This is a genomic window from Streptomyces sp. NPDC022552, assembly GCF_055561875.1.
This window is the reverse complement of record NZ_JBVHGJ010000005.1, coordinates 392,068-412,964: the sequence shown is the minus strand read 5'-3', so window position 1 is coordinate 412,964 and position 20,897 is coordinate 392,068. Positions and strand designations below refer to the sequence as shown.

The 20,897-nt window shown below is 73.7% G+C and carries 25 protein-coding genes; 14 read left to right on the top strand and 11 right to left on the bottom strand.

All coding sequences use genetic code 11. The features are described 5' to 3' along the window. Positions 1-113 precede the first annotated feature (113 nt). Positions 114-860, bottom strand: a complete 747-nt coding sequence (locus ACZ3OF_RS17475) for a cobalt-precorrin-6A reductase (RefSeq protein ID WP_467305352.1) — start codon at positions 858-860, stop codon at positions 114-116. Between the two features lie 12 nt (positions 861-872). Between ACZ3OF_RS17475 and ACZ3OF_RS17470 the strand changes: the two genes are divergently transcribed. Both ACZ3OF_RS17470 and ACZ3OF_RS17465 read left to right on the top strand, forming a co-directional pair. Then, positions 873-1,991 carry a cobalt-precorrin-5B (C(1))-methyltransferase gene (locus ACZ3OF_RS17470; protein WP_361669871.1) on the top strand — a complete coding sequence of 373 codons (1,119 nt, stop codon included), beginning with the start codon at positions 873-875 and terminating at the stop codon, positions 1,989-1,991. 106 nt (positions 1,992-2,097) lie between these two features. Beyond that, on the top strand, positions 2,098-2,172 hold the full coding sequence (locus ACZ3OF_RS17465; RefSeq protein WP_099895366.1) for a 50S ribosomal protein bL37: 75 nt from the start codon (positions 2,098-2,100) through the stop codon (positions 2,170-2,172). Between the two features lie 268 nt (positions 2,173-2,440). Here the strand turns inward: ACZ3OF_RS17465 and cobM are convergent, their stop codons facing one another. The 3 genes from cobM to ACZ3OF_RS17450 are packed head-to-tail and all read right to left on the bottom strand — an operon-like array spanning position 2,441 to position 4,587. Then, positions 2,441-3,190, bottom strand: coding sequence for a precorrin-4 C(11)-methyltransferase (gene cobM, locus ACZ3OF_RS17460; protein WP_361669873.1), 750 nt, complete (start codon positions 3,188-3,190; stop codon positions 2,441-2,443). Beyond that, positions 3,187-4,425, bottom strand: coding sequence for a precorrin-6y C5,15-methyltransferase (decarboxylating) subunit CbiE (gene cbiE, locus ACZ3OF_RS17455; protein ID WP_467305349.1), 1,239 nt, complete (start codon positions 4,423-4,425; stop codon positions 3,187-3,189). The genes cobM and cbiE overlap by 4 nt, the downstream gene beginning before the upstream one ends. Before the next feature lie 33 nt (positions 4,426-4,458). Continuing rightward, positions 4,459-4,587, bottom strand: coding sequence for a DUF6126 family protein (locus ACZ3OF_RS17450; RefSeq protein ID WP_315893974.1), 129 nt, complete (start codon positions 4,585-4,587; stop codon positions 4,459-4,461). A 133-nt stretch (positions 4,588-4,720) separates the two neighbouring features. On the opposite strand from ACZ3OF_RS17450, the gene ACZ3OF_RS17445 reads away from it, so the two are divergent. Genes ACZ3OF_RS17445 through ACZ3OF_RS17430 form a run of 4 tightly spaced genes read left to right on the top strand, consistent with a single transcriptional unit; the run spans position 4,721 to position 7,333 of the window. Beyond that, positions 4,721-5,812 carry an LLM class flavin-dependent oxidoreductase gene (locus ACZ3OF_RS17445; protein WP_361669877.1) on the top strand — a complete coding sequence of 364 codons (1,092 nt, stop codon included), beginning with the start codon at positions 4,721-4,723 and terminating at the stop codon, positions 5,810-5,812. A gap of 3 nt (positions 5,813-5,815) precedes the next feature. Next, on the top strand, positions 5,816-6,442 hold the full coding sequence (locus ACZ3OF_RS17440) for an FMN reductase (protein WP_361669879.1): 627 nt from the start codon (positions 5,816-5,818) through the stop codon (positions 6,440-6,442). Between the two features lie 50 nt (positions 6,443-6,492). Further along, positions 6,493-6,915 carry a universal stress protein gene (locus tag ACZ3OF_RS17435; RefSeq protein ID WP_361669882.1) on the top strand — a complete coding sequence of 141 codons (423 nt, stop codon included), beginning with the start codon at positions 6,493-6,495 and terminating at the stop codon, positions 6,913-6,915. A gap of 46 nt (positions 6,916-6,961) precedes the next feature. Then, positions 6,962-7,333 carry a VOC family protein gene (locus ACZ3OF_RS17430; RefSeq protein ID WP_467305342.1) on the top strand — a complete coding sequence of 124 codons (372 nt, stop codon included), beginning with the start codon at positions 6,962-6,964 and terminating at the stop codon, positions 7,331-7,333. Here ACZ3OF_RS17430 and ACZ3OF_RS17425 read toward each other — a convergent pair whose 3' ends face one another. Both ACZ3OF_RS17425 and ACZ3OF_RS17420 read right to left on the bottom strand, forming a co-directional pair. Continuing rightward, positions 7,334-8,200: an ABC transporter permease gene (locus ACZ3OF_RS17425; RefSeq protein ID WP_361669887.1), complete on the bottom strand. Its 867-nt coding sequence runs from the start codon at positions 8,198-8,200 to the stop codon at positions 7,334-7,336. Further along, positions 8,197-9,165, bottom strand: a complete 969-nt coding sequence (locus ACZ3OF_RS17420; protein ID WP_361669889.1) for an ATP-binding cassette domain-containing protein — start codon at positions 9,163-9,165, stop codon at positions 8,197-8,199. Before ACZ3OF_RS17420 ends, ACZ3OF_RS17425 begins: the two co-directional genes overlap by 4 nt. 158 nt (positions 9,166-9,323) lie before the next feature. Here ACZ3OF_RS17420 and ACZ3OF_RS17415 point away from each other — a divergent pair, with 158 nt between their 5' ends. Then, positions 9,324-9,863, top strand: a complete 540-nt coding sequence (locus ACZ3OF_RS17415; protein ID WP_361669891.1) for a hypothetical protein — start codon at positions 9,324-9,326, stop codon at positions 9,861-9,863. On the opposite strand, the gene ACZ3OF_RS17410 is transcribed toward ACZ3OF_RS17415, so the two are convergent. From ACZ3OF_RS17410 to ACZ3OF_RS17390, 5 genes are all read right to left on the bottom strand, one after another. Beyond that, positions 9,806-10,225 (bottom strand): hypothetical protein, encoded by a 420-nt coding sequence (locus ACZ3OF_RS17410; protein WP_361669893.1) that lies wholly within the window; start codon positions 10,223-10,225, stop codon positions 9,806-9,808. The two genes, ACZ3OF_RS17415 and ACZ3OF_RS17410, sit on opposite strands and share 58 nt — an antisense overlap. A gap of 115 nt (positions 10,226-10,340) precedes the next feature. Continuing rightward, a complete protein-coding gene (locus tag ACZ3OF_RS17405; protein ID WP_467305337.1) occupies positions 10,341-10,793 on the bottom strand; it encodes a RidA family protein in 453 nt (150 codons plus the stop codon). Beyond that, positions 10,790-11,986, bottom strand: coding sequence for an MFS transporter (locus tag ACZ3OF_RS17400; RefSeq protein ID WP_467305335.1), 1,197 nt, complete (start codon positions 11,984-11,986; stop codon positions 10,790-10,792). The genes ACZ3OF_RS17405 and ACZ3OF_RS17400 overlap by 4 nt, the downstream gene beginning before the upstream one ends. A gap of 82 nt (positions 11,987-12,068) precedes the next feature. Further along, on the bottom strand, positions 12,069-12,542 hold the full coding sequence (locus ACZ3OF_RS17395; protein ID WP_361670682.1) for an RrF2 family transcriptional regulator: 474 nt from the start codon (positions 12,540-12,542) through the stop codon (positions 12,069-12,071). Between the two features lie 16 nt (positions 12,543-12,558). After that, complete coding sequence (locus ACZ3OF_RS17390) at positions 12,559-13,899, bottom strand: aminotransferase-like domain-containing protein (protein WP_467305333.1); 1,341 nt, start codon at positions 13,897-13,899, stop codon at positions 12,559-12,561. Positions 13,900-13,990: 91 nt separating this feature from the next. Between ACZ3OF_RS17390 and ACZ3OF_RS17385 the strand changes: the two genes are divergently transcribed. From ACZ3OF_RS17385 to ACZ3OF_RS17355, 7 genes are all read left to right on the top strand, one after another. After that, a complete protein-coding gene (locus ACZ3OF_RS17385) occupies positions 13,991-14,770 on the top strand; it encodes an alpha/beta fold hydrolase (protein ID WP_361669905.1) in 780 nt (259 codons plus the stop codon). Positions 14,771-14,861: 91 nt separating this feature from the next. Continuing rightward, entirely contained in the window at positions 14,862-15,296 is a 435-nt protein-coding gene (locus tag ACZ3OF_RS17380; protein ID WP_361669907.1) for a DUF7144 family membrane protein, read from the top strand. Continuing rightward, positions 15,293-15,754: a hypothetical protein gene (locus ACZ3OF_RS17375; RefSeq protein ID WP_361669910.1), complete on the top strand. Its 462-nt coding sequence runs from the start codon at positions 15,293-15,295 to the stop codon at positions 15,752-15,754. The genes ACZ3OF_RS17380 and ACZ3OF_RS17375 overlap by 4 nt, the downstream gene beginning before the upstream one ends. A gap of 37 nt (positions 15,755-15,791) precedes the next feature. Continuing rightward, the gene (locus ACZ3OF_RS17370) at positions 15,792-16,775 is read left to right on the top strand and encodes an endonuclease/exonuclease/phosphatase family protein (protein ID WP_467305330.1); all 984 of its coding nucleotides are present in this window, start codon (positions 15,792-15,794) and stop codon (positions 16,773-16,775) included. A gap of 26 nt (positions 16,776-16,801) precedes the next feature. Beyond that, the gene (locus ACZ3OF_RS17365) at positions 16,802-17,041 is read left to right on the top strand and encodes a DUF2630 family protein (protein WP_361670685.1); all 240 of its coding nucleotides are present in this window, start codon (positions 16,802-16,804) and stop codon (positions 17,039-17,041) included. A 54-nt stretch (positions 17,042-17,095) separates the two neighbouring features. Beyond that, a complete protein-coding gene (locus tag ACZ3OF_RS17360; protein WP_361669915.1) occupies positions 17,096-19,054 on the top strand; it encodes an FUSC family protein in 1,959 nt (652 codons plus the stop codon). A gap of 197 nt (positions 19,055-19,251) precedes the next feature. Then, entirely contained in the window at positions 19,252-20,724 is a 1,473-nt protein-coding gene (locus ACZ3OF_RS17355) for an APC family permease (protein ID WP_467305327.1), read from the top strand. Positions 20,725-20,897: the final 173 nt, after the last annotated feature.

Sequence of the window (20,897 nt, the reverse complement as noted above, 5' to 3'; positions counted from 1 at the left end):
GGCCCACGTGCCGCCCGGCTTACGCGGCCGGCGTCGCCCGCGACGCCTGTCGTGGCGGGCGGACGTGAACGGGGCCGAGGTCACCGAACTCGGCACCCCCGAAGCGGGCCGAGTCAGGCCGCCGCCCGCCCCCGGACCCAGGCGGCGGCCGCCTCGACCGTCGTCGCCACCCGGACGCCGTCCGGGACGGGCGGGCGGCGGACGACGACCACCGGGATGCCCGCCTCGCGGGCCGCCTGGAGCTTGGGGGCCGTCGCCGCGCCGCCGCTGTCCTTCGTGACGAGGACGTCGACGGCGTGGCGGGCGAGCAGCTCCCGCTCTCCCTCCAGCGTGAACGGCCCCCGGTCCAGAAGGACTTCGGTGCGGGCCGGCATCGGAGGCTCGGGGGCGTCCACCGACCGTACGAGGAACCACTGCGGGCAGTGGGCGAACGCGGCGAGGCCCATCCGGCCGGTCGTCAGGAACACCCTCTCCCCGAGCCCGTCCAGGGTCCGCGCCGCCTCCTCCAGGGAGGCGACCTGGTGCCAGTCGTCCCCGGCCGCCGGGACCCAGCCGGGGCGGCGCAGGGCCAGCAGGGGAACATGGGCGGTGGCGGCCGCCCGGGCCGCGTTGAAACTGATGTTCTCCGCGAAGGGATGGGTGGCGTCGATGATCGCGTCCACGGCGTGCGCGCGCACCCACTCCACGAGCCCCTCGACGCCGCCGAAGCCGCCGATCCGGACCTCCCCGGCGGGCAGCCGGGGGGCGGCGACCCGTCCGGCGAGCGAGCTGGTGACCCGTACGGTGGCGGCACCGGGTTCCTGGAGGCGCGCGGCGAGGGCGCGGGCCTCGGTGGTCCCGCCGAGAATGAGTACGTGCACGGGAGCCCTTTCATGAGCGCAGGCGGCGGGCGCGACGCCCAACTCAAGCACACCGGTCTGCGCCCCGGCTGGACGACCGGGGCGTGCGCGACGGCGGCGACGACGGCCGCGTACACGGCGCTCCTGACGGGCGACTTCCCGGACCCCGTGACGATCACGCTGCCGAAGGGCGGGCGTCCGGCGTTCGCGCTCGCGGCCGAGGAGCTGGCGGCGGGCCACGCCATGGCGGCGGTCGTGAAGGACGCCGGCGATGACCCGGACGTCACGCACGGGGCGCTGATCCGTTCGACGGTACGGCTCCTCCCGGCCGGCTCGGGCGTCGTGTTCCGCGCCGGTCCCGGCGTCGGCACGGTCACCCTGCCCGGCCTGCCCCTGGACGTCGGCGAGCCGGCGATCAACCCGGTCCCGCGGCAGATGATGCGCGAGCACGTGGCGGAGGTCGCGGCGGCGCACGGCGCGGGCGGCGACGTGGAGATCACGGTCTCCGTCGACCACGGCGAGGAGATCGCCCGGTCGACGTGGAACCCTCGGATCGGGATCCTCGGCGGCCTGTCGATCCTGGGGACGACCGGGATCGTCGTGCCGTACTCCTGCTCGGCCTGGATCGACTCCATCCGCCGGGGTGTGGACGTGGCCCGCGCGGCGGGTCTGACGCATGTGGCGGGCTGCACCGGCTCCACGTCGGAGAAGACGGTGACGACGCTCTACGACCTGCCGGACATCGCCCTGCTCGACATGGGCGACTTCGCGGGCGCCGTCCTCAAGTACATCCGCCGCCACCCGGTCGACCGCCTCACGGTCTGCGGCGGCTTCGCCAAGCTCTCCAAGCTGGCCGCGGGCCATCTGGACCTCCACTCGGCCCGCTCCCAGGTCGACAAGGCCTTCCTCGCGGACCTGGCCCGCACGGGCGGTGCGTCGGATTCGCTGGCCGCGGAGATCGCGGAGGCGAACACGGGCCTGGCGGCTCTCCGCCTCTGCGAGTCCGCGGGCGTCCCCCTCGGCGACCTGGTGGCCGCCCGCGCCCGCGACGAGTCCCTCGCGGTCCTGCGCGGCGCCCCGGTCGCGGTCGACGTCGTGTGCATCGACCGCGCGGGCACGGTGGTGGGGCGGTCGGCGGTGGCGGGGCCTTAGCGACACCGCCGCGTCGACACGCCGGCACACCGGCGCACCGGATGCGGCCCCTGCCCCGCGAACCTAGGCTGACGAGGCAAGGCCCCCACGAGAGAGGGATGTGCCCATGGCGAAGCGAGGCAACAAGAAGCGCGCCCGCAAGAAGAAGAAGGCGAACCACGGCAAGCGGCCGAACGCCTGAAAGCCGGGGCCGGACACCCACCGGGTGTCCGGCCCGGGCGCGTCAGGGGGCGGGTCCCGCCGCCCGGCAGGGGCCGCACGGGCGCCGCCCAGCCGCTCGCCGCGCCAGGAGGCGCGAGCCACCTCGCGGGCCCGCCACCACGACCCCGCGCACGTCAGGGGGCAGGTGCCGCCCCACGGGCCGCCGCCAGGCGGCAGAGGCCGCACGGGCGCGGCCCGGACGCCGACCGCGTCAGGGGACGAGGCGTCCCGCGCCGTCGCCGTCGCCGTCAGCAGACGTGTCGGTCCCGTGCCGGGTCGTAGAGGTGGCTGTCGCGGAACTGCGAGGCGGCCAGCGTGCGGCCGACCAGGATCACCGCCGTCTTCGTGATCCCCGCCTCCTTCATCTGCGCCGCGATGTCCTCCAACGTCCCCCGCAGCACGATCTCGTCCGGCCGGCTGGCCATCGCCACGACCGCCGCCGGGCAGTCCGCGCCGTAGTGGGGGAGCAGTTCGGCGACCACCCGCTCGGCGTACCGGGCCGCCAGGTGGAGCACCAGGAGGGCGCCGCTGCGGCCCAGGGTCGCCAGGTCCTCGCCCTCCGGCATCGGGGTGGCCTGCTGGGCGATGCGCGTGAGGATGACCGTCTGGCCCACCGTCGGCACCGTGAGCTCCCGCTTGAGCGCGGCCGCGGCGGCGGCGAACGCCGGAACGCCCGGAACGACCTCGTACGGGATGTCCAGCGCGTCGAGCCGGCGCATCTGCTCGGCGACCGCGCTGAAGACGGACGGGTCGCCGGAGTGGAGCCGCGCCACGTCCTGCCCGGCCTCGTGGGCCCGGACGATCTCGGCGACGATCCGGTCCAGGTCCAGGTCCGCCGTGTCGACCAGCCGCGCGTCCGGCGGGCACTCGGCCAGCAGCTCGCGCGGGACCAGGGAGCCCGCGTACAGGCAGACCCCGCAGGCGGCGAGGGTGCGGGCGCCCCGCAGGGTGATGAGGTCGGCCGCGCCCGGCCCCGCGCCGATGAAGTAGACGGTCATGCTCCAGCTCCTGCCTTCGTTACGGACCACTGCGTGACCGGCATCGCCTGGCGCCAGCCGGTGAAGCCGCCCACCGGCACGGCCTGCGCGACGGCGAGCCGGACCAGCTCCCCGCCGTACTCGCCGTACCAGCGGGCGAGCAGCGCCTCGGACTCCAGCGTCACGGTGTTGGCGACCAGCCGGCCGCCCTCCGGCAGGGCGTCCCAGCAGGCGTCGAGCAGGCCCGGCGCCGTCAGACCGCCGCCGATGAACACCGCGTCGGGGGTGGGCAGCCCGGCCAGTCCGCCGGGGGCGGCCGCGGTGACGACCCGCAGCGCGGGGACGCCGAGCGCGGCGGCGTTGCGCTCGATCCGGGCGGCCCGCTCCGGGGCCTTCTCGACGGCGACGGCCCGGCAGGACCGGTCCGTGCGCATCCACTCGATGCCGATCGAGCCGGAACCGCCACCGATGTCCCACAGCAGCTCACCGGGCGCGGGGGCGAGCGCGGCAAGCGTCGCCGCGCGCACGTACCGCTTGGTGAGCTGGCCGTCGTGCTCGTACGCCTCGTCCGGCAGCCCGGGCACGGCGCCGAGCCGCGCCGCGCCGGGGGAGCGTACGAGGTCGAGGGCGATCACGTTCAGGGCGTCGACCCGCTCGTCCGGCCAGGCGGCGGCCGTGCCGTCGACGATCCGCTCGCGGTCGGAGCCGAGCTGCTCCAGGACCCGCATCCGGGTCCCTCCGAAGCCCTTCTCCCGCAGCAGCGCCGCGACCGCGCCGGGCGTCCCGGCGCCCTCGCTCAGGACGAGGAGCCGGCGGCCGTCGTGCAGGGACGCGGAGAGCGCGGCGAGGGCGCGGCCCACCAGCGAGACCGTCTCCACGGCGTCCAGGGCCCAGCCGAGGCGGGCGCAGGCGTACGAGACGGAGGAGGGGTGCGGCAGGACGTGCAGGCGCTCGGCGCCCACCGTCTCGGCGAGCGTGCGGCCGATCCCGTAGAACGTGGGGTCCCCGCTGGCGAGGACGGCGATCCGCCGGCCCTCGTGGGCGGCGAGCAGGCCGGGAACGGCGGGCCGCAGGGGCGAGGGCCAGGCGATCCGCTCACCGGGGCACTCGGCGACGGGCAGCAGGTCGAGCTGTCGGGGGCCGCCGACGAGGACCTCGGCGGCGCGCAGGACGCGGCGGGAACGCGCGGGAAGGCCGTCCCAGCCGTCCGCGCCGATCCCGACGACCGATATCGCAGCTGGAGGAACGGTACTCACGTCGCCGAACTCTACGGGAGCCCGCTCCGGCCCCTACTTCTGGGCGTTCTGGCCCACGTAGAAGAGGAGCCACACGAAGCCGGCGAACGCGTGCGTGGCGAAGACGTACACGAAGACGCGCAGGGCGACGCCGCGTTCCTTCCAGCGCTCGTAGTCGGACATGCCCACCAGCGTACGGGCCGCGGCGGGGACGGCACGGGACGCGAGGGGGGCCGGGAATAGGGCAGGGGGTCGCGCCGTTGGGGGAGATAGTTTACGATTCAACCAACAGCCCCCGAGGCGAGAGGTGAGCACGATGCAGTTCGGGATCTTCACCGTCGGTGACGTGACGACCGACCCCACGACCGGCCGCACCCCCAGCGAGCACGAGCGGATCAAGAACACGGTCGCCATCGCGCTGAAGGCGGAGGAGGTCGGACTCGACGTCTTCGCGACCGGCGAGCACCACAACCCGCCGTTCGTGCCGTCCTCCCCGACGACCCTCCTCGGGCACATCGCCGCGCGGACCGAGAACCTGATCCTCTCCACGTCCACGACACTGATCACCACCAACGACCCGGTGAAGATCGCCGAGGACTACGCCACCCTCCAGCACCTCGCCGACGGCCGCGTCGACCTGATGATGGGCCGCGGCAACACCGGCCCGGTCTACCCGTGGTTCGGCCAGGACATCCGCCAGGGCATCCCGCTCGCCATCGAGAACTACGCACTTCTCCACAGGCTGTGGAGGGAGGACGTCGTCGACTGGGAGGGCAAGTTCCGCAGCGCGCTCCAGGGCTTCACCTCCACGCCGCGCCCGCTCGACGGCGTCCCGCCGTTCGTCTGGCACGGGTCCATCCGCTCCCCCGAGATCGCCGAGCAGGCCGCGTACTACGGCGACGGATTCTTCGCCAACCACATCTTCTGGCCCAAGCAGCACACCGAGAAGATGGTCCGCCTCTACCGGCAGCGGTACGCGCACTACGGCCACGGCACCGCCGAGCAGGCCGTCGTGGGCCTCGGCGGTCAGGTCTTCATGCGGAAGAACTCCCAGGACGCCGTACGGGAGTTCCGCCCGTACTTCGACAACGCGCCCGTCTACGGCCACGGCCCGTCCCTGGAGGAGTTCAGCCGCGAGACCCCGCTCACGGTCGGCTCCCCGCAGGAGGTCATCGAACGCACCCTGTCCTTCCGGGAGTACGTCGGCGACTACCAGCGCCAGCTCTTCCTGGTCGACCACGCGGGCCTGCCGCTGAAGACCGTCCTGGAGCAGCTCGACATCCTCGGCGAGGAGGTCGTCCCGGTGCTGCGCAAGGAGTTCGCCAACCTGCGGCCGGCCGGTGTCCCGGAGACCGCCCCGCTCCACCCCGCCGTCACCCGCACCGCCCCGCAGAACCAGGAGGCGTAAGTCATGCAGACCCTGAAGCTGGTCGCCGTGTCGGCCGGCCTGAGCAGCCCCTCCTCCACCCGGCTGCTCGCCGACCGCCTCGCCAAGGCTGCCCAGGAGCGGCTGACCGAGCAGGAGTACATCGTCGAGGTCCGCGTCGTCGAACTGCGGGACGTCGCCGTCGACATCGCGAAGAACTTCGTCACGGGCTTCCCCTCGGCGCAGCTCCAGGAGGCGATCGACGCGGTGACCGGCGCCGACGGGGTGATCGCGGTGACCCCCGTCTTCACCGCCTCGTACAGCGGTCTGTTCAAGTCCTTCTTCGACCTGATCGACCCGGCCGCGCTGACGGGCAGGCCGGTGCTCGTCGGCGCCACCGGCGGCACGGCCCGCCACTCCCTCGTCCTCGACCACGCCCTGCGCCCGCTCTTCGCATATCTGCGGGCGCTGGTCGTCCCGACGGCCGTCTACGCGGCCTCGGAGGACTGGGGTTCGGGCGGTGACGAGTACACGGACGGCCTGCCGTCCCGGATCGCCCGGGCGGGCCACGAACTCGCCGACCTGGTCGCGGCCAGGGGCCCGGCGGGCGACGCGGACGACGACGAGGTCGTGCCCTTCGAGCGGCAGCTCGCCGACCTGCGCCTGGATTGATCCTCTCTTACGTTGGGGGCGGATGCGCCGTACAACGAGCGGAGATCGACATGGCCGGCAGGATCGTGGTGGGCGTCGACGGTTCGGAGCCGTCCCAGAAGGCGCTGCGGTGGGCGGCCGGGCAGGCCGCCCTCACCGGGGACACGCTCCAGGCGGTGATCGGATGGGAGTACCCGGCGTCCTGGTCGGCGGCGCCCGGGGTGCCACCGGACTTCGAGCCGGAGCATCTCGCGCACCAGATCCTGGAGGAGGCCCTGACCGAGGCCCTGGCCCCGGGCGTCGCCGCCGGGGTCACCCGCACGGTCGTCGGCGGCAACCCGGCCCAGGCCCTGATCGACCAGGCCGAGGGCGCGTCCCTGCTGGTGGTCGGCGACCGCGGCCACGCGGGCTTCAAGGCGGCGGTCCTGGGCTCGGTCTCCACCCGAGTGACCCAGCACGCGCCGTGTCCGGTGGTGGTGGTCCGCGGCGACTGACCGGGTTTGCCGTGCGACGGGGACACGGCGGGCGCATGATGCCGTCATGGACATCAAGCTGGAACTGATCGGCGTGCCCGTCACCGACATCGAGCGGGCCAAGGCCTTCTACGAGCAGGTGGGCTTCCACCTCGACCACGACTTCCCCGTCAGCGACGACATCCGCTTCGTCCAGATGACTCCGCCCGGCTCGGCCTGTTCGATCGCCTTCGGGAAGGGCATCACGCAGATGAAGCCGGGCTCCCTCGACAACATGCAGGTCGTCGTCACGGACATCGAGGCGGCCCACGCCCACCTCAAGCGGCGCGGCATCGAGGTCACCGACATCGACGACCAGCCGTGGGGCTCGTTCGTGTACTTCGCCGACCCGGACGGCAACCGCTGGTCGGTCCAGCAGACCACCCCGCGGGGGCAGTGACTACCTGCGGTTGTAGAGCCGCATCGTGATCGCTCCGAAGACGATCACGAACAGCGCGGACCAGCCGAGCGTCCAGGCGATGTCCGCCGCCGGCCAGTTCCCGGCCATCAGGTCGCGTACGCCGTCCGCCAGGTGCGTCACCGGGTTGTTGTTCACGAAGGCCTGGAGCCAGCCGGGCATGGTCGTCGGAAGGACGAAGACGCTGGACAGGAAGGTCAGCGGGAAGATCACCATCATGCTGACGCCCGTGACCGCCTTCTCGGTGCGCAGCAGCAGGCCGAACATGGTCCAGATCCACGAGAAGGCGAACGAGAACACGAGCAGCAGCGCGACTCCGAGCAGCACGCCGACCACCCCGCCGGCCGGCCGGTAGCCGATGATCATGCCGACGGTGAGCATGACCGCGGAGGCGATCAGGTACCGCACGATGTCGCCGAGCAGATAGCCCACCATCGGCGCGGGCCGCCAGATCGGCAGGGTCCGGAAGCGGTCGAAGACGCCCTTCTCGATGTCCGTGTTGACCGACATGCCGGTGTACATCGTGATCATCACGACGCTCAGCACGAGGATGCCGGGCAGCAGGAACTGGATGTACTCCGAGACCGAGCCGGCCAGCGCGCCCCCGAAGAGGTACGTGAACATCAGCACCATCATGATCGGGAACGCCGTCACGTCGAACAGCTGCTCCGGCACGTGCTTGATCTTCAGCATGGCCCGCCAGCCGAACGTCATCGAGGCGGAGAGCGCGCCGGGCCGCGGCGGGCGGGACCGGCCCACGAGCAGCGCCGCGAGTTCGTCCGCCTTCGGGGCGACGAAGTCGAGGGTGTCGGTGTTCTGCGTGTCCTTGCCGGAGGTGACGGTGGTCATGCCGTCGTTCCTTTCCTGTCCGTCAGTGCCAGGAACACCTCGTCGAGGCTGGGCTGGCCGAGCCCGAAGTTGTCGACCGTGATCCCGGCCCGCGCCAGCGCCGTGAGAGCCCGCGCGGCCTGCTCGGCGGCGCCGAGGTCCGTGCCGTGGCCGTCGACGGTGGCGGTGAGCGCGACCGGGTCCGGGTCGAGCTGGACGGAGGCCTTCAGGGCGTCCCGGAGGACCCGCTCGGCCTCGGGGCGCTGCTCGGGGTCCCGGAGCCGTACGTGCACCGAGCCCGAGCCCACGGAGGCCTTCAGCTCGCCCTTCGTACCCTCCGCGATCACCCTGCCGTGATCGATGACGGCGATGCGGGAGGCCAGTTGGTCCGCCTCGTCCAGGTACTGGGTGGTGAGCAGGACGGTGGTGCCCTGGTCGACGACCGCGCGGACGATGCTCCACACCTGGTTGCGGCTGCGCGGGTCGAGTCCGGTCGTCGGTTCGTCGAGGAAGAGCAGGTCGGGGGTGTTGAGGATGGACGCGGCGATGTCGATACGGCGCCGCATACCGCCCGAGTAGTTCTTGATCTGCTTGTCGGCCGCCTCCGCGAGCCCGAACGCGGCGAGCAGCTGCGCCGAGCGGTCCCGGGCGGCGGGGCGGCTGTGGCCGAGGAGCCTGCCGAGCAGGACCAGGTTCTCGGTGCCGGTGAGGTCCTCGTCGACGGAGGCGTACTGGCCGGTCAGGCTGACCCGGCCGCGCACGGTGTCGGCGTCCTTGACGACGTCATTGCCGAAGACCCGGGCCCGCCCCTCGTCGGGTCTCAGCAGGGTCGCGAGCATCCTGACGGCGGTGGTCTTGCCCGCGCCGTTGGGGCCGAGGACGCCGTAGACGATGCCGGGCGGGACGCGCAGGTCGATCCCGTCGACGGCTCGGTTCGTGCCGAAGACCTTGACCAGACCCTCGGTCTCGATGGCGAGGTCGGTCATGCGCGTGCCTCCAGGCTGCCGGATGCGTTCCGCTTCCACCCAGTCTCCGACGGACCCGGCCCGGCTGCCAGAGAACGACCCGGGCTCCCCCGTACGGCGGAGGGTGTCCGCCCCTCGCGCCGACGTCCCGGCCCCCGCCCCGGCGGCACGCTGACGCCATGCCGAAGATGAAGTCCCTGCCCGGCGTGCCCCGTTGGGCCGCCCTGGCCGCCCACGCCGTACCGCTGATCGTCCTCCCCTCGGGGATCTGGCGGATCGCGCTGACCCTGGGACTGCCCGTCGCCCGCGTCGACGACCCGGGACTCGCCCAGAACACGTTCCAGATCGCCCTGACGGTGGTCGCCGAGCTGCTCGCCTTCCTCACACTCGGCCTGGTCCGCTCCTGGGGCGAGGTGCTGCCGCGCCGGCTTCCCTTCGTGGGCGGACGGCGCGTCCCGCCCGGCGCGGCCACGGCGGCCGCGCTGGGCGGGGCGTTCGGGCTCCTCGCCCTGACAGGCTGGTACACGTACGTGGCGGTCGCCGGGATCGGCGCGGACGCCGCGGGGACCCACACCGAGGGGCCGGTCCAGGAGGCCCTGTTCCTGGCCTGCTACCTGCCCCTGGCGGCCTGGGGCCCGCTGCTCGCCGCCGTCGCGGTCGCCTACCGGCGCCGTCGTGCCACGGCACGCTCCACGGCCGCGACGTCCTCGTGGGTGTAGAGCCAGTAGAACGCGCCGATGATGGTCCCTCCGGCGACGACCAGGCCGAGGACGGTGGCCGAGTACACGCTCGGGCCCGAGAGGCTGAAGAGGAAGCCGACGGCGCAGCCGGCGAGCGCGCCCCAGGCCGCCGCGTGCACTTCGCGCGGCAGGACGTGGCCCCACTGGCGCAGGGCGTACACGGCGCCCGCGAGCACGGCTCCGGAGACGATGCCGAGGACGACCTCGCCCCAGTCGATGATGCCTCCGTCGCGCACGATCGCCGCCGCCCAGAAGCCGTAGGCGAAGCCCAGCGTGAGGGGCAGGCCCCAGCCGTGCGTACTCAGGTGCCGCCCGGCGGGCACCGCTGCGTGTGCGGCCATGGCAGGGTCTCCTTCACTCTCGCCCCCCTGCACCCTCTAGGGCACACCCGGAGCCCCCGCCGCCGCAACCGGACGGGGCGGGGGGCGGCGGGCGGCCGGGCCGGGGAGGGCCGGGTCAGGCGGCGGGCCGTACCGCGACGGCGTCGATCTCGAAGAGCATCCCGGGCAGCGCGAGCGCGGCGACGCCGCTGAGCGTCTGCGCGGGGAGCCGGTCGCCGAAGGCGCCGTGCAGCGCCTTGCCGAGCACCTCCAGCTTCGCGAGATCGTGATCGACGATGTACGAACCGAGGCGTACGACGTGCTCGAAGCCGAGCCCCACGCCCTCCAGCGCGCGGCGGAGGTTGGTGAAGGACAGCTCGACCTGGGCGGCGAAGTCCCCGGGGACGGGGGCGCCGGTCTCGTCGGAGGCGTACTGGCCGCCGATGAAGACGAGCTCGCCGGGGGCGGAGACGGCGTGGCTGTAGCCGAAGGGAGACGGGTCGTGGAGCGTGGCCGGGTTGGTGATCGTGCGCGGGTCGGAGCCGGTGACGCCGGTGCCGGTCGTGGCGGTGGTGTCGGTGCTGGTCATGGGGTGTGCTTCCTTCCGGAGAGTACGGCCGCGAGGCAGGCGGCCAGGGTGAGCGCGGCTCCCGTGGAGAGCAGCGCGGTGAGTGTGGTCGCGTCGACGAGCAGCCCGCCGAGGAGGGCGCCGAACGCGATCGAGAGGCAGAAGGCGCCGACGTAGAGCCCGGTCGCCGTCTCCACGTCCTCGGGGGCGGCGGCCATGAACCAGGACTGCAGCCCGACGGAGACCCCGCCGTACGCGAGCCCCCACAGGAGCAGCAGTCCGGCACCGGACGGGGTCGCGGAGCCGGCGAGGGCGAGCGCGAGGAGCGCGGCGGTCAGGCCTGCGGAGAGGACGGCGAGGGTACGGCGGGGGGAGCGGCCGGCCGCGGGGCCGGTGAGGAAGTTCCCAGCCACGCCCGCGAGTCCGTACCCGAGGAGGACCACGCCGACCAGCTCCCCGGAGACATGGACGTGCTCGGCGAGCACCGGCCTGACGAAGGAGTACGCGAGGAAGTGGCCGGTCACGAGGAGGAGGGTGAGCAGCAGTCCGGTGCGCACGCGCGCGTTGTCGCGCGGCAGCCGCAGCAGCCGACCGAAGCCACCCGTAGCCGCACCCGTACCCGTACCCGGGAGGCGGGACAGCAGCGTCACCAGAGCCCCCGTCGCCACCACCGCCACCACCCCCACTCCCGCGAACGCCCCTCGCCAGCCGGTCCATTCCGCGGCCGTGGTGGCCGCGGGGACGCCGAGCACGGAGGCGGCCGAGACCCCGCCGAAGACGACGGCGGTGGCCCGCCCGACGTCGGCCGCCGGGACGAGCCGGGGTGCAAGGCCGCCCGCGAGGGCCCAGAAGCCACCGATGGCGACACCGAGCAGGACCCGGGCGCCGAGGACGACCGCGAAGTGGGCGGCGGCCGCGGTCGCCAGGTTCGCGGCGGCGACGAGGGCCATCAGGACGACGAGGACCGCGCGCCGGTCGGCCCCGGCGGCGCGCACGGCGATCAGCGGGGCGGAGACGGCGGCCACGAGGCCCGGGACGGTCACCATCAGACCCGCCGTACCGGCGGAGACGCCCAGCTCGGCCGCGACCGGGGTGAGCAGACCGACGGGCAGCAGCTCCGACGTCATCACGGTGAAGATGCCGAGCGTGACGGCCCCGACCCGGGCCCGGCCCCGGCGCCGTCCCGGTCCGTCTTCAACCTGGATAGTCAACATCCAGAATAACCCCCTTGAAAAGCCCTCCCGGCCGGGAGGGCGCGTCGAATACGGGGCGGTCACCGGACCGGCAACCAGCCGGTCAGGCGTTGGCGAACCAGTGCCGGATGCGCTCCGGTGCCGCGGGCGCCTGGAGCTCCGCCCGCTGCCGTACGTCGTCCAGGGTGCGGGCCGCCAGCTCGCGCCGCCAGGCCAGCTCCGCCGCCCCCATCGCGCCCGCGATCGCACACTCGGCCGCGTAGCTCGCGGCCGGACCGGCACCGGGCCCCTGCTGCCGGATCTCGGAGCAGCGGAACGCCTCCTCCGGGCCCTCGATCGCGGCCACGACGTCCATGAGGGTGATCCGGTCGAGCGGCCGGGCCAGCCGGAAGCCGCCCTTGGGCCCGGAGACCGAGCTGACGATCCCGGCCCGGGAGAGGGCCTGGAGCTGCTTGTTGAGGTAGGCGGCGGGCAGCTCGTGATAGGCGGCGAGCCGGGCCGCCGTCACCGCCCGCTCCGGCCCGATCCAGGCCAGGTTGAGGCAGCTGTGCAGCGCCCACTCCACGCCCTCGTTCATCCTCATGTTCTGGATATTAGATGTCCAGGATCTCGGAGGCAAGCCCGGCGAGCCGCCGCAGCGCGTCGTCCAGGACGGGCAGCGGGGGCGAGGCGAGCCCGACCCGTACCGCGTCCGCCGCCCCGCGGCCGCCCGCCGCGAAGTCCGCGCCCGGGGTCAGCGCGATCCCGCGCGCCGCCGCCGCGACCACGAAGGCCTCCGCCCGCCAGGGCGCCGGCAGCTTCCACCAGCAGTAGTACGCGTGCGGCGAGGCACGGATCGCGTACGCGCCCAGGTGGAGCCGCACCAGCGCCTGCCGGGCCGCCGCGTCCGCGCGCTTCGCCGCCACGACCTCCGTCACCGTGCCGTCCGCCGCCCACCGGGTCGCCGCCGCGAGCGGCAGACCGCCCGCCGTCCACGCGCCGGAGCGCAGCGCACGCGCCAGGTCCTCCACCAGACCCTCCGGCGCGACCAGATGGCCGACGGTCAGCCCGGGCGCGAGGCGCTTGGAGAGGCTGTCGACGAGCACCACCCGCTCCGGGGCATGGGCGGCCAGCGGCGCCGGGGCGTCCGGCACCAGGAACGCCCAGGTGGTGTCCTCGATCGCGGTCAGCCCCGACTCCCTTAGCACGCCCGCCAGTTCGGCGCGGCGCGCCGGACTCGCCGTCACGGAGAGCGGATTGTGCAGGGTGGGCTGGACGTACACGGCGGAGAGAGATCCCGCGCGGACCGCCTCCGCCAGCGCGTCCGGCCGCATCCCCTCCCCGTCGAGCGCGATCGGCACCAGCCGCACCCCGAGCCGCTCCGCCACCGTCTTGACCAGCGGATACGTCAGCTCCTCGACGCCCAGCCGGCCCCCGGCCGGCACGAGCGCGGCGAGCGCCGCCGCGATGGCCTGGCGGCCGTTGCCCGCGAAGAGCACCCGGTCGGGGTCCGGCTCCCAGCCCGGCCGCGCGAGGACCCGGACGGCGGCGGCGCGCGCCTCCGGCGTCCCCACGGCCGCCGCGGGCCGGGCGGTCGCCTCGCCCAGCACGTCGGCGCGGGCGAGGGAGGTGAGCGCCCGCGCCATCAGCTCCGACTGCCCGGCCACCACCGGATAGTTGAGCTGGAGGTCGACCGGCGCGTGCCCGGCGGCCTCGGCGAGCGCGAGCGCGGCCCCGGGCGGCGGCGGAGCCGCCCGTACGAACGTGCCGCGCCCGACCTCGCCGACGACCAGACCCCGGCGCGCCAGCTCTCCGTACACCCGGATCGCGGTCGAGTTGGCGATCCGGTGCCGACGGGCGAACACCCTCTGCGGCGGCAGCCGGTCGCCGGGGCGCAGCCGCCCGTCCGCGATCCGCTCCGCGACCCGGTCGGCGATCCGGCGGTACTCGTCCATCGGGTACCTCTCCTCGTCCCGCGCGCTCTCATTGCACCGAGAGCAAAGGATGTCATTGCACCGAGGAGTGGGGGCTGCCTAGCCTCGGGCCATGGCTTCCGCAGAGATCGACGGACTGACGATCGGCTACGAGGACGAGGGAACGGGTCCCGCGCTCGTCCTGGTCCACGGCCACCCCTTCGACCGCACGATGTGGCGGCCCCAGATCGACCGCTTCTCGGCCACGCACCGGGTCGTCGCCCCCGACCTGCGCGGCTACGGTGCCACCACCGTAGTCCCCGGCACCACCCCGCTCTCCGCCTTCGCCGAGGACCTCGCCGCGCTCCTCGACCACCTCGGCATCGAGGAGTTCGTCCTCGGCGGCCTCTCCATGGGCGGCCAGATCGTCATGGAGTGCTACCGCCTCTTCCCCGGCCGGATACGCGGCCTGGTCCTCGCCGACACGTTCCCCGCCGCCGAGACCGAGGAGGGGAAGGCCGGCCGCCGCGCGACGGCCGGACGGCTGGTCCGCGAAGGCATGAAGGGGTACGCCGACGAGGTCCTGGACCGGATGGTCGCCCCGTACAACACGCACGCCGCGCCCCACGTCCACCGGATGATGTGCGCCACCGATCCCGAGGGCGCGGCGGCGGCGCTGCGCGGCCGGGCCGAACGGCCCGACTACCGCGAGCTGCTCACCACCGTCTCCGTACCGGCGCTCGTCGTCGTCGGCCGCGACGACGCGTACACCCCCGTGTCGGACGCGGAGGCGATGCACGCCGCGCTGCCGCACTCCACGCTGGTGGTCGTCGAGCGGGCGGCGCACATGCCGAACCTGGAGCGGCCGGCGGAGTTCGACGCGGCGCTCGCCGCGTTCCTCGACGCGCTGTGAGACACCGGCGCGGGGGACACGGCTCCCGCGCCGTCACTCGTACGGCCCAGCTGGACGTTCGCTCCCGGACCGGCCGCCGCACGATGAGCCCATGAGCCAGCACACCGCACCCCCTCGTCCGCCCCGCAGCCCCTCCGGCTCCGCCTGGGCGTCCAGCGGCACCCTGTTCGCCGGGGTCCTGATGCTCGTCATCGGCATCCTGGACATCCTCCAGGGCATCGCCGCGGTCGCCGAGGACGACGTCTACACCCGCGTCGGCGACTACGTCTTCAAGTTCGACCTGACCAGCTGGGGCTGGGTCCACATCGTCCTCGGCGTCCTCGTCGCCGTCTCCGGCGCCGGGATCCTCAAGGGATCCGAGTGGGGGCGCATGGGCGGCATCACCCTGGCCTCCCTGAACGTCATCGCGCAGTTCCTCTTCCTGCCGTACCACCCCTGGTGGGCGCTGTTCTCGATGGCCATCTCAATCTTCGTGATCTGGGCGCTGGCCACGGACGACACCTCCTTCCGCAAGGACACGGCGTGACCCGTACCCGCGCCGGTACACGCACCCGCGCCCGCGCCGTCTGCGCCACCGCCCTCCTCGCGCTCGCCATGACGGGCGTCACCGGCTGCACCGACGAGGACCGGCAGGCGGCCGAGGACATCGTCTCCTCCGCCACGGCGGCGGCCGCCTCGGCGGCCGAGGAGAAGATGAACCAGGTCAAGGACGGGGTGAACGCCACCGACAACGTGAAGGCGGGCGCGACGGGGACGGAAGGCGACCGGACCACGGCCGAGATCACCGCCACCAACCCCACGGACTCGAACGCCGACTACACGGTCTGGGTCAACTTCCGGGACGAGGACGGCAATCTGCTGGACGCCGCCGTCCTCAACATCGACGGCGTGGAGCCGGCCGGGTCCAAGACCGGTACGGCGCGCAGCAATCGCACCCTCTCGGGGGCGACGAAGGCGGAGATCCAGCAGGCGCTGCGACACTGACGAGGTGGAGCAAGTCCTGGCAGAGCAACGGTCCCCCATGCCCTCGTCCCCTCCGACCTCCCCCCGGCCCGGGCAGCGCCTCGCCGCCTGGGCCGCGGGCCTGCTCGTGGCCGTACCGGCGGTGGTCACGGGCTGCCGCCTCCTCGGCAGCGACGCGGTCACTCCCGTACCGCAGGCGCTGTCGTTCCTGCCCTGGCTCACCGTCCCGGCCGGCCTCGCGGCGCTGCTCGCGGCCGCCGCCCGGCGGCGGCCGCTCGCGGGCTTCGCCGTCCTCGTCCTCGCCGTCACGGCCTGGTTCACGCTGCCGTACGGACCGGACACCACCACCGCCCGCGGGCCCGTCGTCGAACGGCTCCGGGTGCTCACCGCCAACGTCGAGTTCGGCCAGGCGACGCAGGCCCTCACCGAGGCCGTACGCCGGGAGCGGCCGCAGGTCGTCTACGTCTCCGAGTGCGACCGTGCCTGCGTCCGCACCCTCACCGCGGCCCTGGCCGGCAGCCATCCGCACCGGGCGGTCGTGGACGGCGAGGGCTCGACCGGCTCCGTGATCCTGAGCGCGTACCCGCTGACCGCCCGGCCCCCGATCCCGGCCGCGATGGGCATGCCGGGCGCGGGCGCGCGGATCGGCGGCCGGGAGGTCGAGCTGCGGCTCGCGCACCCGCTCCCGCCGATCCCCCGCCAGGTCGACCTGTGGAAACGGGAGCTGGGACGGGTGGCGGAGTTCGCCGCCGCGCGCCGCGACGGCGCCCCGGTGCTCCTGGCCGGCGACTTCAACGCCTCCCAGGACCACGCCGCGTTCCGCGCCGTCCTCGACGCGGGCCGGCTGCACGACGCCGCGCGGCTCGCGGGCGCCGCGCGGACGCCGACCTGGCCGCGTGAGCTGCCCCTGCCGCCTTACGTACAGATCGACCACGTGCTGGTCAGCGACGACTTCCGGGTGCGTGACGTGCGGTTCCTCGACCTCGCGGGGTCGGACCACCGGGCCGTCCTGACCGGGCTCGACCTGCACGCCGGGCGCTGATCGGCGACGCTGGAACCATGGACCGGATGTACGACGACGAGCAGATCCTCACGAACATCGGCGCCCTCGTCGAGGAGGAGCGGGCGCTGCGCCGGCGGATGGGCGGGCTCCTCCCGGAGGAGCGGACGCGGCTCGCCGAGCTGGAGGTGCAACTGGACCAGTGCTGGGACCTGTTGCGCCAGCGCCGCGCGAAGGTCGAGTTCGGCGAGGACCCGGACACGGCGGCCGTCCGCCCGGCGGCGGAGGTGGAGGGCTACCGCAGCTGACACCGCCCCGTCCGCCTCCCCGGCAGGCGCTCGCCGCCCACGTACCGTGAGCCCATGGCACGTCCCGCGCGGCTCACCCCACCGCCCTGGCTCACCGCCGGGCTCCGTCCGGCCCCCGCGCCCATCCCCTGGGCAGCCGTCGCCCGCGCCTCCGTCGCACTGTCCGCCCCGCTCGCCGTCGGACTCGCCGTCGACCAGACCGTCTCCGGGGCCCTGGTCTCCATGGGCGCCCTCTCCGGGGTCATCGGCGACACCGCCGACGCGTACCGCATGCGGTTCTACAACATCGCCGTCCCCCAGCTCTTCGGCGCCCTCGGCGTCACCCTCGGCAGCCTCGTGTACGGCGAAGGCTGGCTGGCCGTCGCCGTGCTCACCCTGATCGCGCTCGTCTCCGGGATGATCTCCTCGATCGGCGCCGTCGCCTCCGTGTCCGGCCTGCTGCTGCTCCTCAACGCGGTCGTCGGCGCCGGCCTGCCGATGCCCGACCCCTGGTGGAAGCCGCCCCTGCTGCTCGGGCTCGGCGGGGCCTTCGTCCTCGCCCTGACCCTGCTCGGCTGGCCGCTGCGCGGCGGGGTCCCCGAGCGGACCGCCGTGGCCGGCACCTACCGGGCCGTCGCCGACGTCCTCGAAGCCGCCGGCACCGACGCGTACGACGAACGGCGCCAGGACGTCACCGCCTCCCTCAACCAGGCGTACGACCTCGTCCTCGCCCGCCGCGCCCGCGAGCACGGCCGGGCGCCGATCCTCGTACGGCTGCTCGCCCAGCTCAACGCGGTCATCGCCCTCGTGGAGGCCGCCCCGGCGGCCCACGTCGCCGCCCGCCGCTTCCACCGCCCCCTGCCGCCCGCGATCCCGGCCGCGGTGCGCGCACTCGCCGACGCGGTCGGGGAGGGCCGTACGGACATCCCCGAGCTCGACCTCCCCGACGCCAGGCGCCCCGCCGAGAGGGCCGTCGACCAGGCCCTGCGCCACGCGGCCACCGTCGTCGGCCAGGCGGAGCCCAACCCCTACAACGTGGACGACCGCCTCGGCCGCCCCGCCGCGCTGCGGGTCAGGTCCCGCCGGGTGGTCCGCGGCGTCCTGCTCTCCGAGGAGTCCTGGCGGTACGGGCTGCGGCTCGCGCTCTGCATCGGCCTCGCCCAGTCGGTGGTGTCGGTGATCGAGGTGCCCCGCTCGTACTGGGTCGCCCTCACCGTCACCTTCGTGATGAAGCCGGACTTCGGTTCGGTCTTCTCCCGGGCCGTGCTGCGCGCGTTCGGCACGGCCGTCGGGCTCGTCACCGCAGCGCTCGTCCTCGCCGAGGTGCCGCGCGGATGGTGGGACGTGCCGGTGATGATCGTCCTCGCCGCGCTGATCCCCGCCTTCTCCGCCAAGGGGTACGCCTTCCAGACCGCGGCGATCACCCCCGTCATCCTGCTGCTCTCCGACCTCCTCAACCAGCAGGGCTTCGACCTGGTGCTGCCCCGGCTCTACGACTCCCTCATCGGCTGCGGAATCGCGCTGGTCGCCGGCTATCTGCTCTGGCCGGAGTCCTGGCACAGCCGGATCGGCGACCGGCTCGCGGACTCCGTCGCCGACTCGGCGGCCTATGTGGCTCAGGCGTTCTGCTCGCCGGAGGACGAGGACCCGCCCGCCCGGCTGCGGGCCCGTCGGAAGCTGTACCGCGATCTGTCCGCCGTACGCTCCGAGTTCCAGCGCGCCCTGACCGAACCGCCGCCGACCGGGACCGTGGCCTCCGCCTGGTGGCCGCTGGTCGTCGCCGTCGAGCGGATCGTCGACGCGACGACCGCCGCCCGGGTCCGCGTCAACCACGGCGCCCCGCCCCCGGACCAGAAGGAAGTCAGGGCGGTGGAGCAGCAGTTGCGGGAACTCGCCGACGGGCTGCGCGGCACGGACGTCCTCGTCGAGGTACGGACGGAACTGACAGGCGACGAGGAGGGGGTGCTCGCCCCGCTGCGCCAGGAGGTCGTGGCGGCCCGCGCGATCGCCACTCCCCGTGCCACTGCGGGCTAAACGCCCCGCTGGGGGCGCACGGATGCCCTTACCGGCGGTCACAGAACGGAAGGTTCCATCCGCCGTTACCGGAATCCGTCCGGGCGACTACGATGCGCTCGATTCACCTTGATCCGTGCGCGGTCCGGCGAACAACTGACTCGGCGGCACGGTCACTTCGTCCTGCACCGCTCCCGTGCCCCCCAAGGACAGCCGCCATGCGCACGACCACCGGCAGAGGGCTCCAGCCCAATGTTCTCGGGACCTTCGACACCATCGTCATGGCCGTCGCGGGCAGTGCGCCCGCCTACTCCCTGGCCGCCACGACGGCCGTGCTCTTCGGCGCGGTCGGCCTGGCCGGACCCGCGGCGCTGCTCTACTGCGCGATACCGATGCTCGGCATCGTCCTCGCCTACGCGCGCCTCGGCCGGATCGACGTCAACGCGGGCGCCGGCTACTCCTGGGTGGGCCGCACCCTCCACCCCTTCCTCGGCTTCCTCTCCGGCTGGGCCCTCGTCGTCTCCGCGACCGTCTTCATGGTCGCCGGATCGCTCCCCGCCGGCGCGCTGACGCTCTCTCTCATCGATCCCGGGCTCGCCGACAACACCCCGCTGGCCGCGGCCGTCGGCGCCGGCTGGTTCCTGATGATGCTGCTCGTCGTCCTGGGCGGCGCCCGGCTCACCGTACGGGCGCAACTGATCATGTCGGGCGTCGAGATGCTCATCCTCGTCGCCTTCGTCCTGGCCGCGCTGCTGCACCGGGGCCACGCGACCGCCTTCGACTGGTCCTGGTTCGGCTTCGCCCACTTCGACGGCCCGGCGGGCTTCGCCTCGGGCGCGCTGATCGCCGCGTTCTACTACTGGGGCTGGGACGTCACCAGCAACCTCAGCGAGGAGACCCGGAACAGCCGCCGTACGGCCGGGCTCGCCGCGCTGGTGGGCGTCGCGGTCGTCTTCCTGGTCTTCGAGGCGTTCACGGTCGCGGTCAACGTGCTGCTGACCTCGGGGCAGATCGAGTCCGCGGGTGCGAACGTCCTGGCCGTGCTCGGCCAGGAGATCTGGCCGGGCGTGGGTGGAAAGCTGCTGGTCGTGGCCGTGCTGCTGTCCACGATCGCCACCCTGGAGACCACCCTCATCCAGGTGACCCGCTCGCTCTTCGCGATGGGCCGCGACCGCACGATGCCGGCCGCGCTCGGAACCGTGCACCGGCGCTGGAACACCCCGTGGGTGGCGATCGCCGCCGTGGGGGGAGCCGCGCTGCTGATGTTCGGCGCGGCGGCGGCCGCCGGTCCGATGGGGCGGATCCTCAGCGACGCGGTGTCCGCGATCGGCCTGCTGATCGCGTTCTACTACAGCCTCGCCGGGATCGCCGCGGTGGTCGCGTACCGGGGGATGCTGCTCAGCTCCGTACGGAACTTCCTCGTCGGGGGCGTCTGGCCACTGCTCGGGGCGGCGTTCATGCTGTGGGCGTTCGTCGAATCGCTCGGCGAACTGTCCACGACGTCACGGGTCATCGGCCTGGGCGGGCTGCTGCTGGGCGTGGTCCCGATGCTCGTGTACTGGCGCCGGGGCAGCACGTACTACCGCCCGGCACGGCTCGACGCGGCGCGCGCGCTGGCGGCCGCCGAGCCGTTCGCACCGAGCACGGCACGGGCGCGCAGGACGGACGAATCGCTGGCGACGGACTTCTGACGCGAGGCGCTGCCGGGGTCACGGCTTCCGGCACGACGGCTCCAGGCTTCTGGTCACACCGCTCTACGGCTTCTGGCTCTACGGCTTCTGGCTCTACGGTTCACGGTTCACGGCTTCTGACCCAGAGGTCACGACTTCTGGCTCTACGGTTCACGGCTTCTGGCTTCATGGCT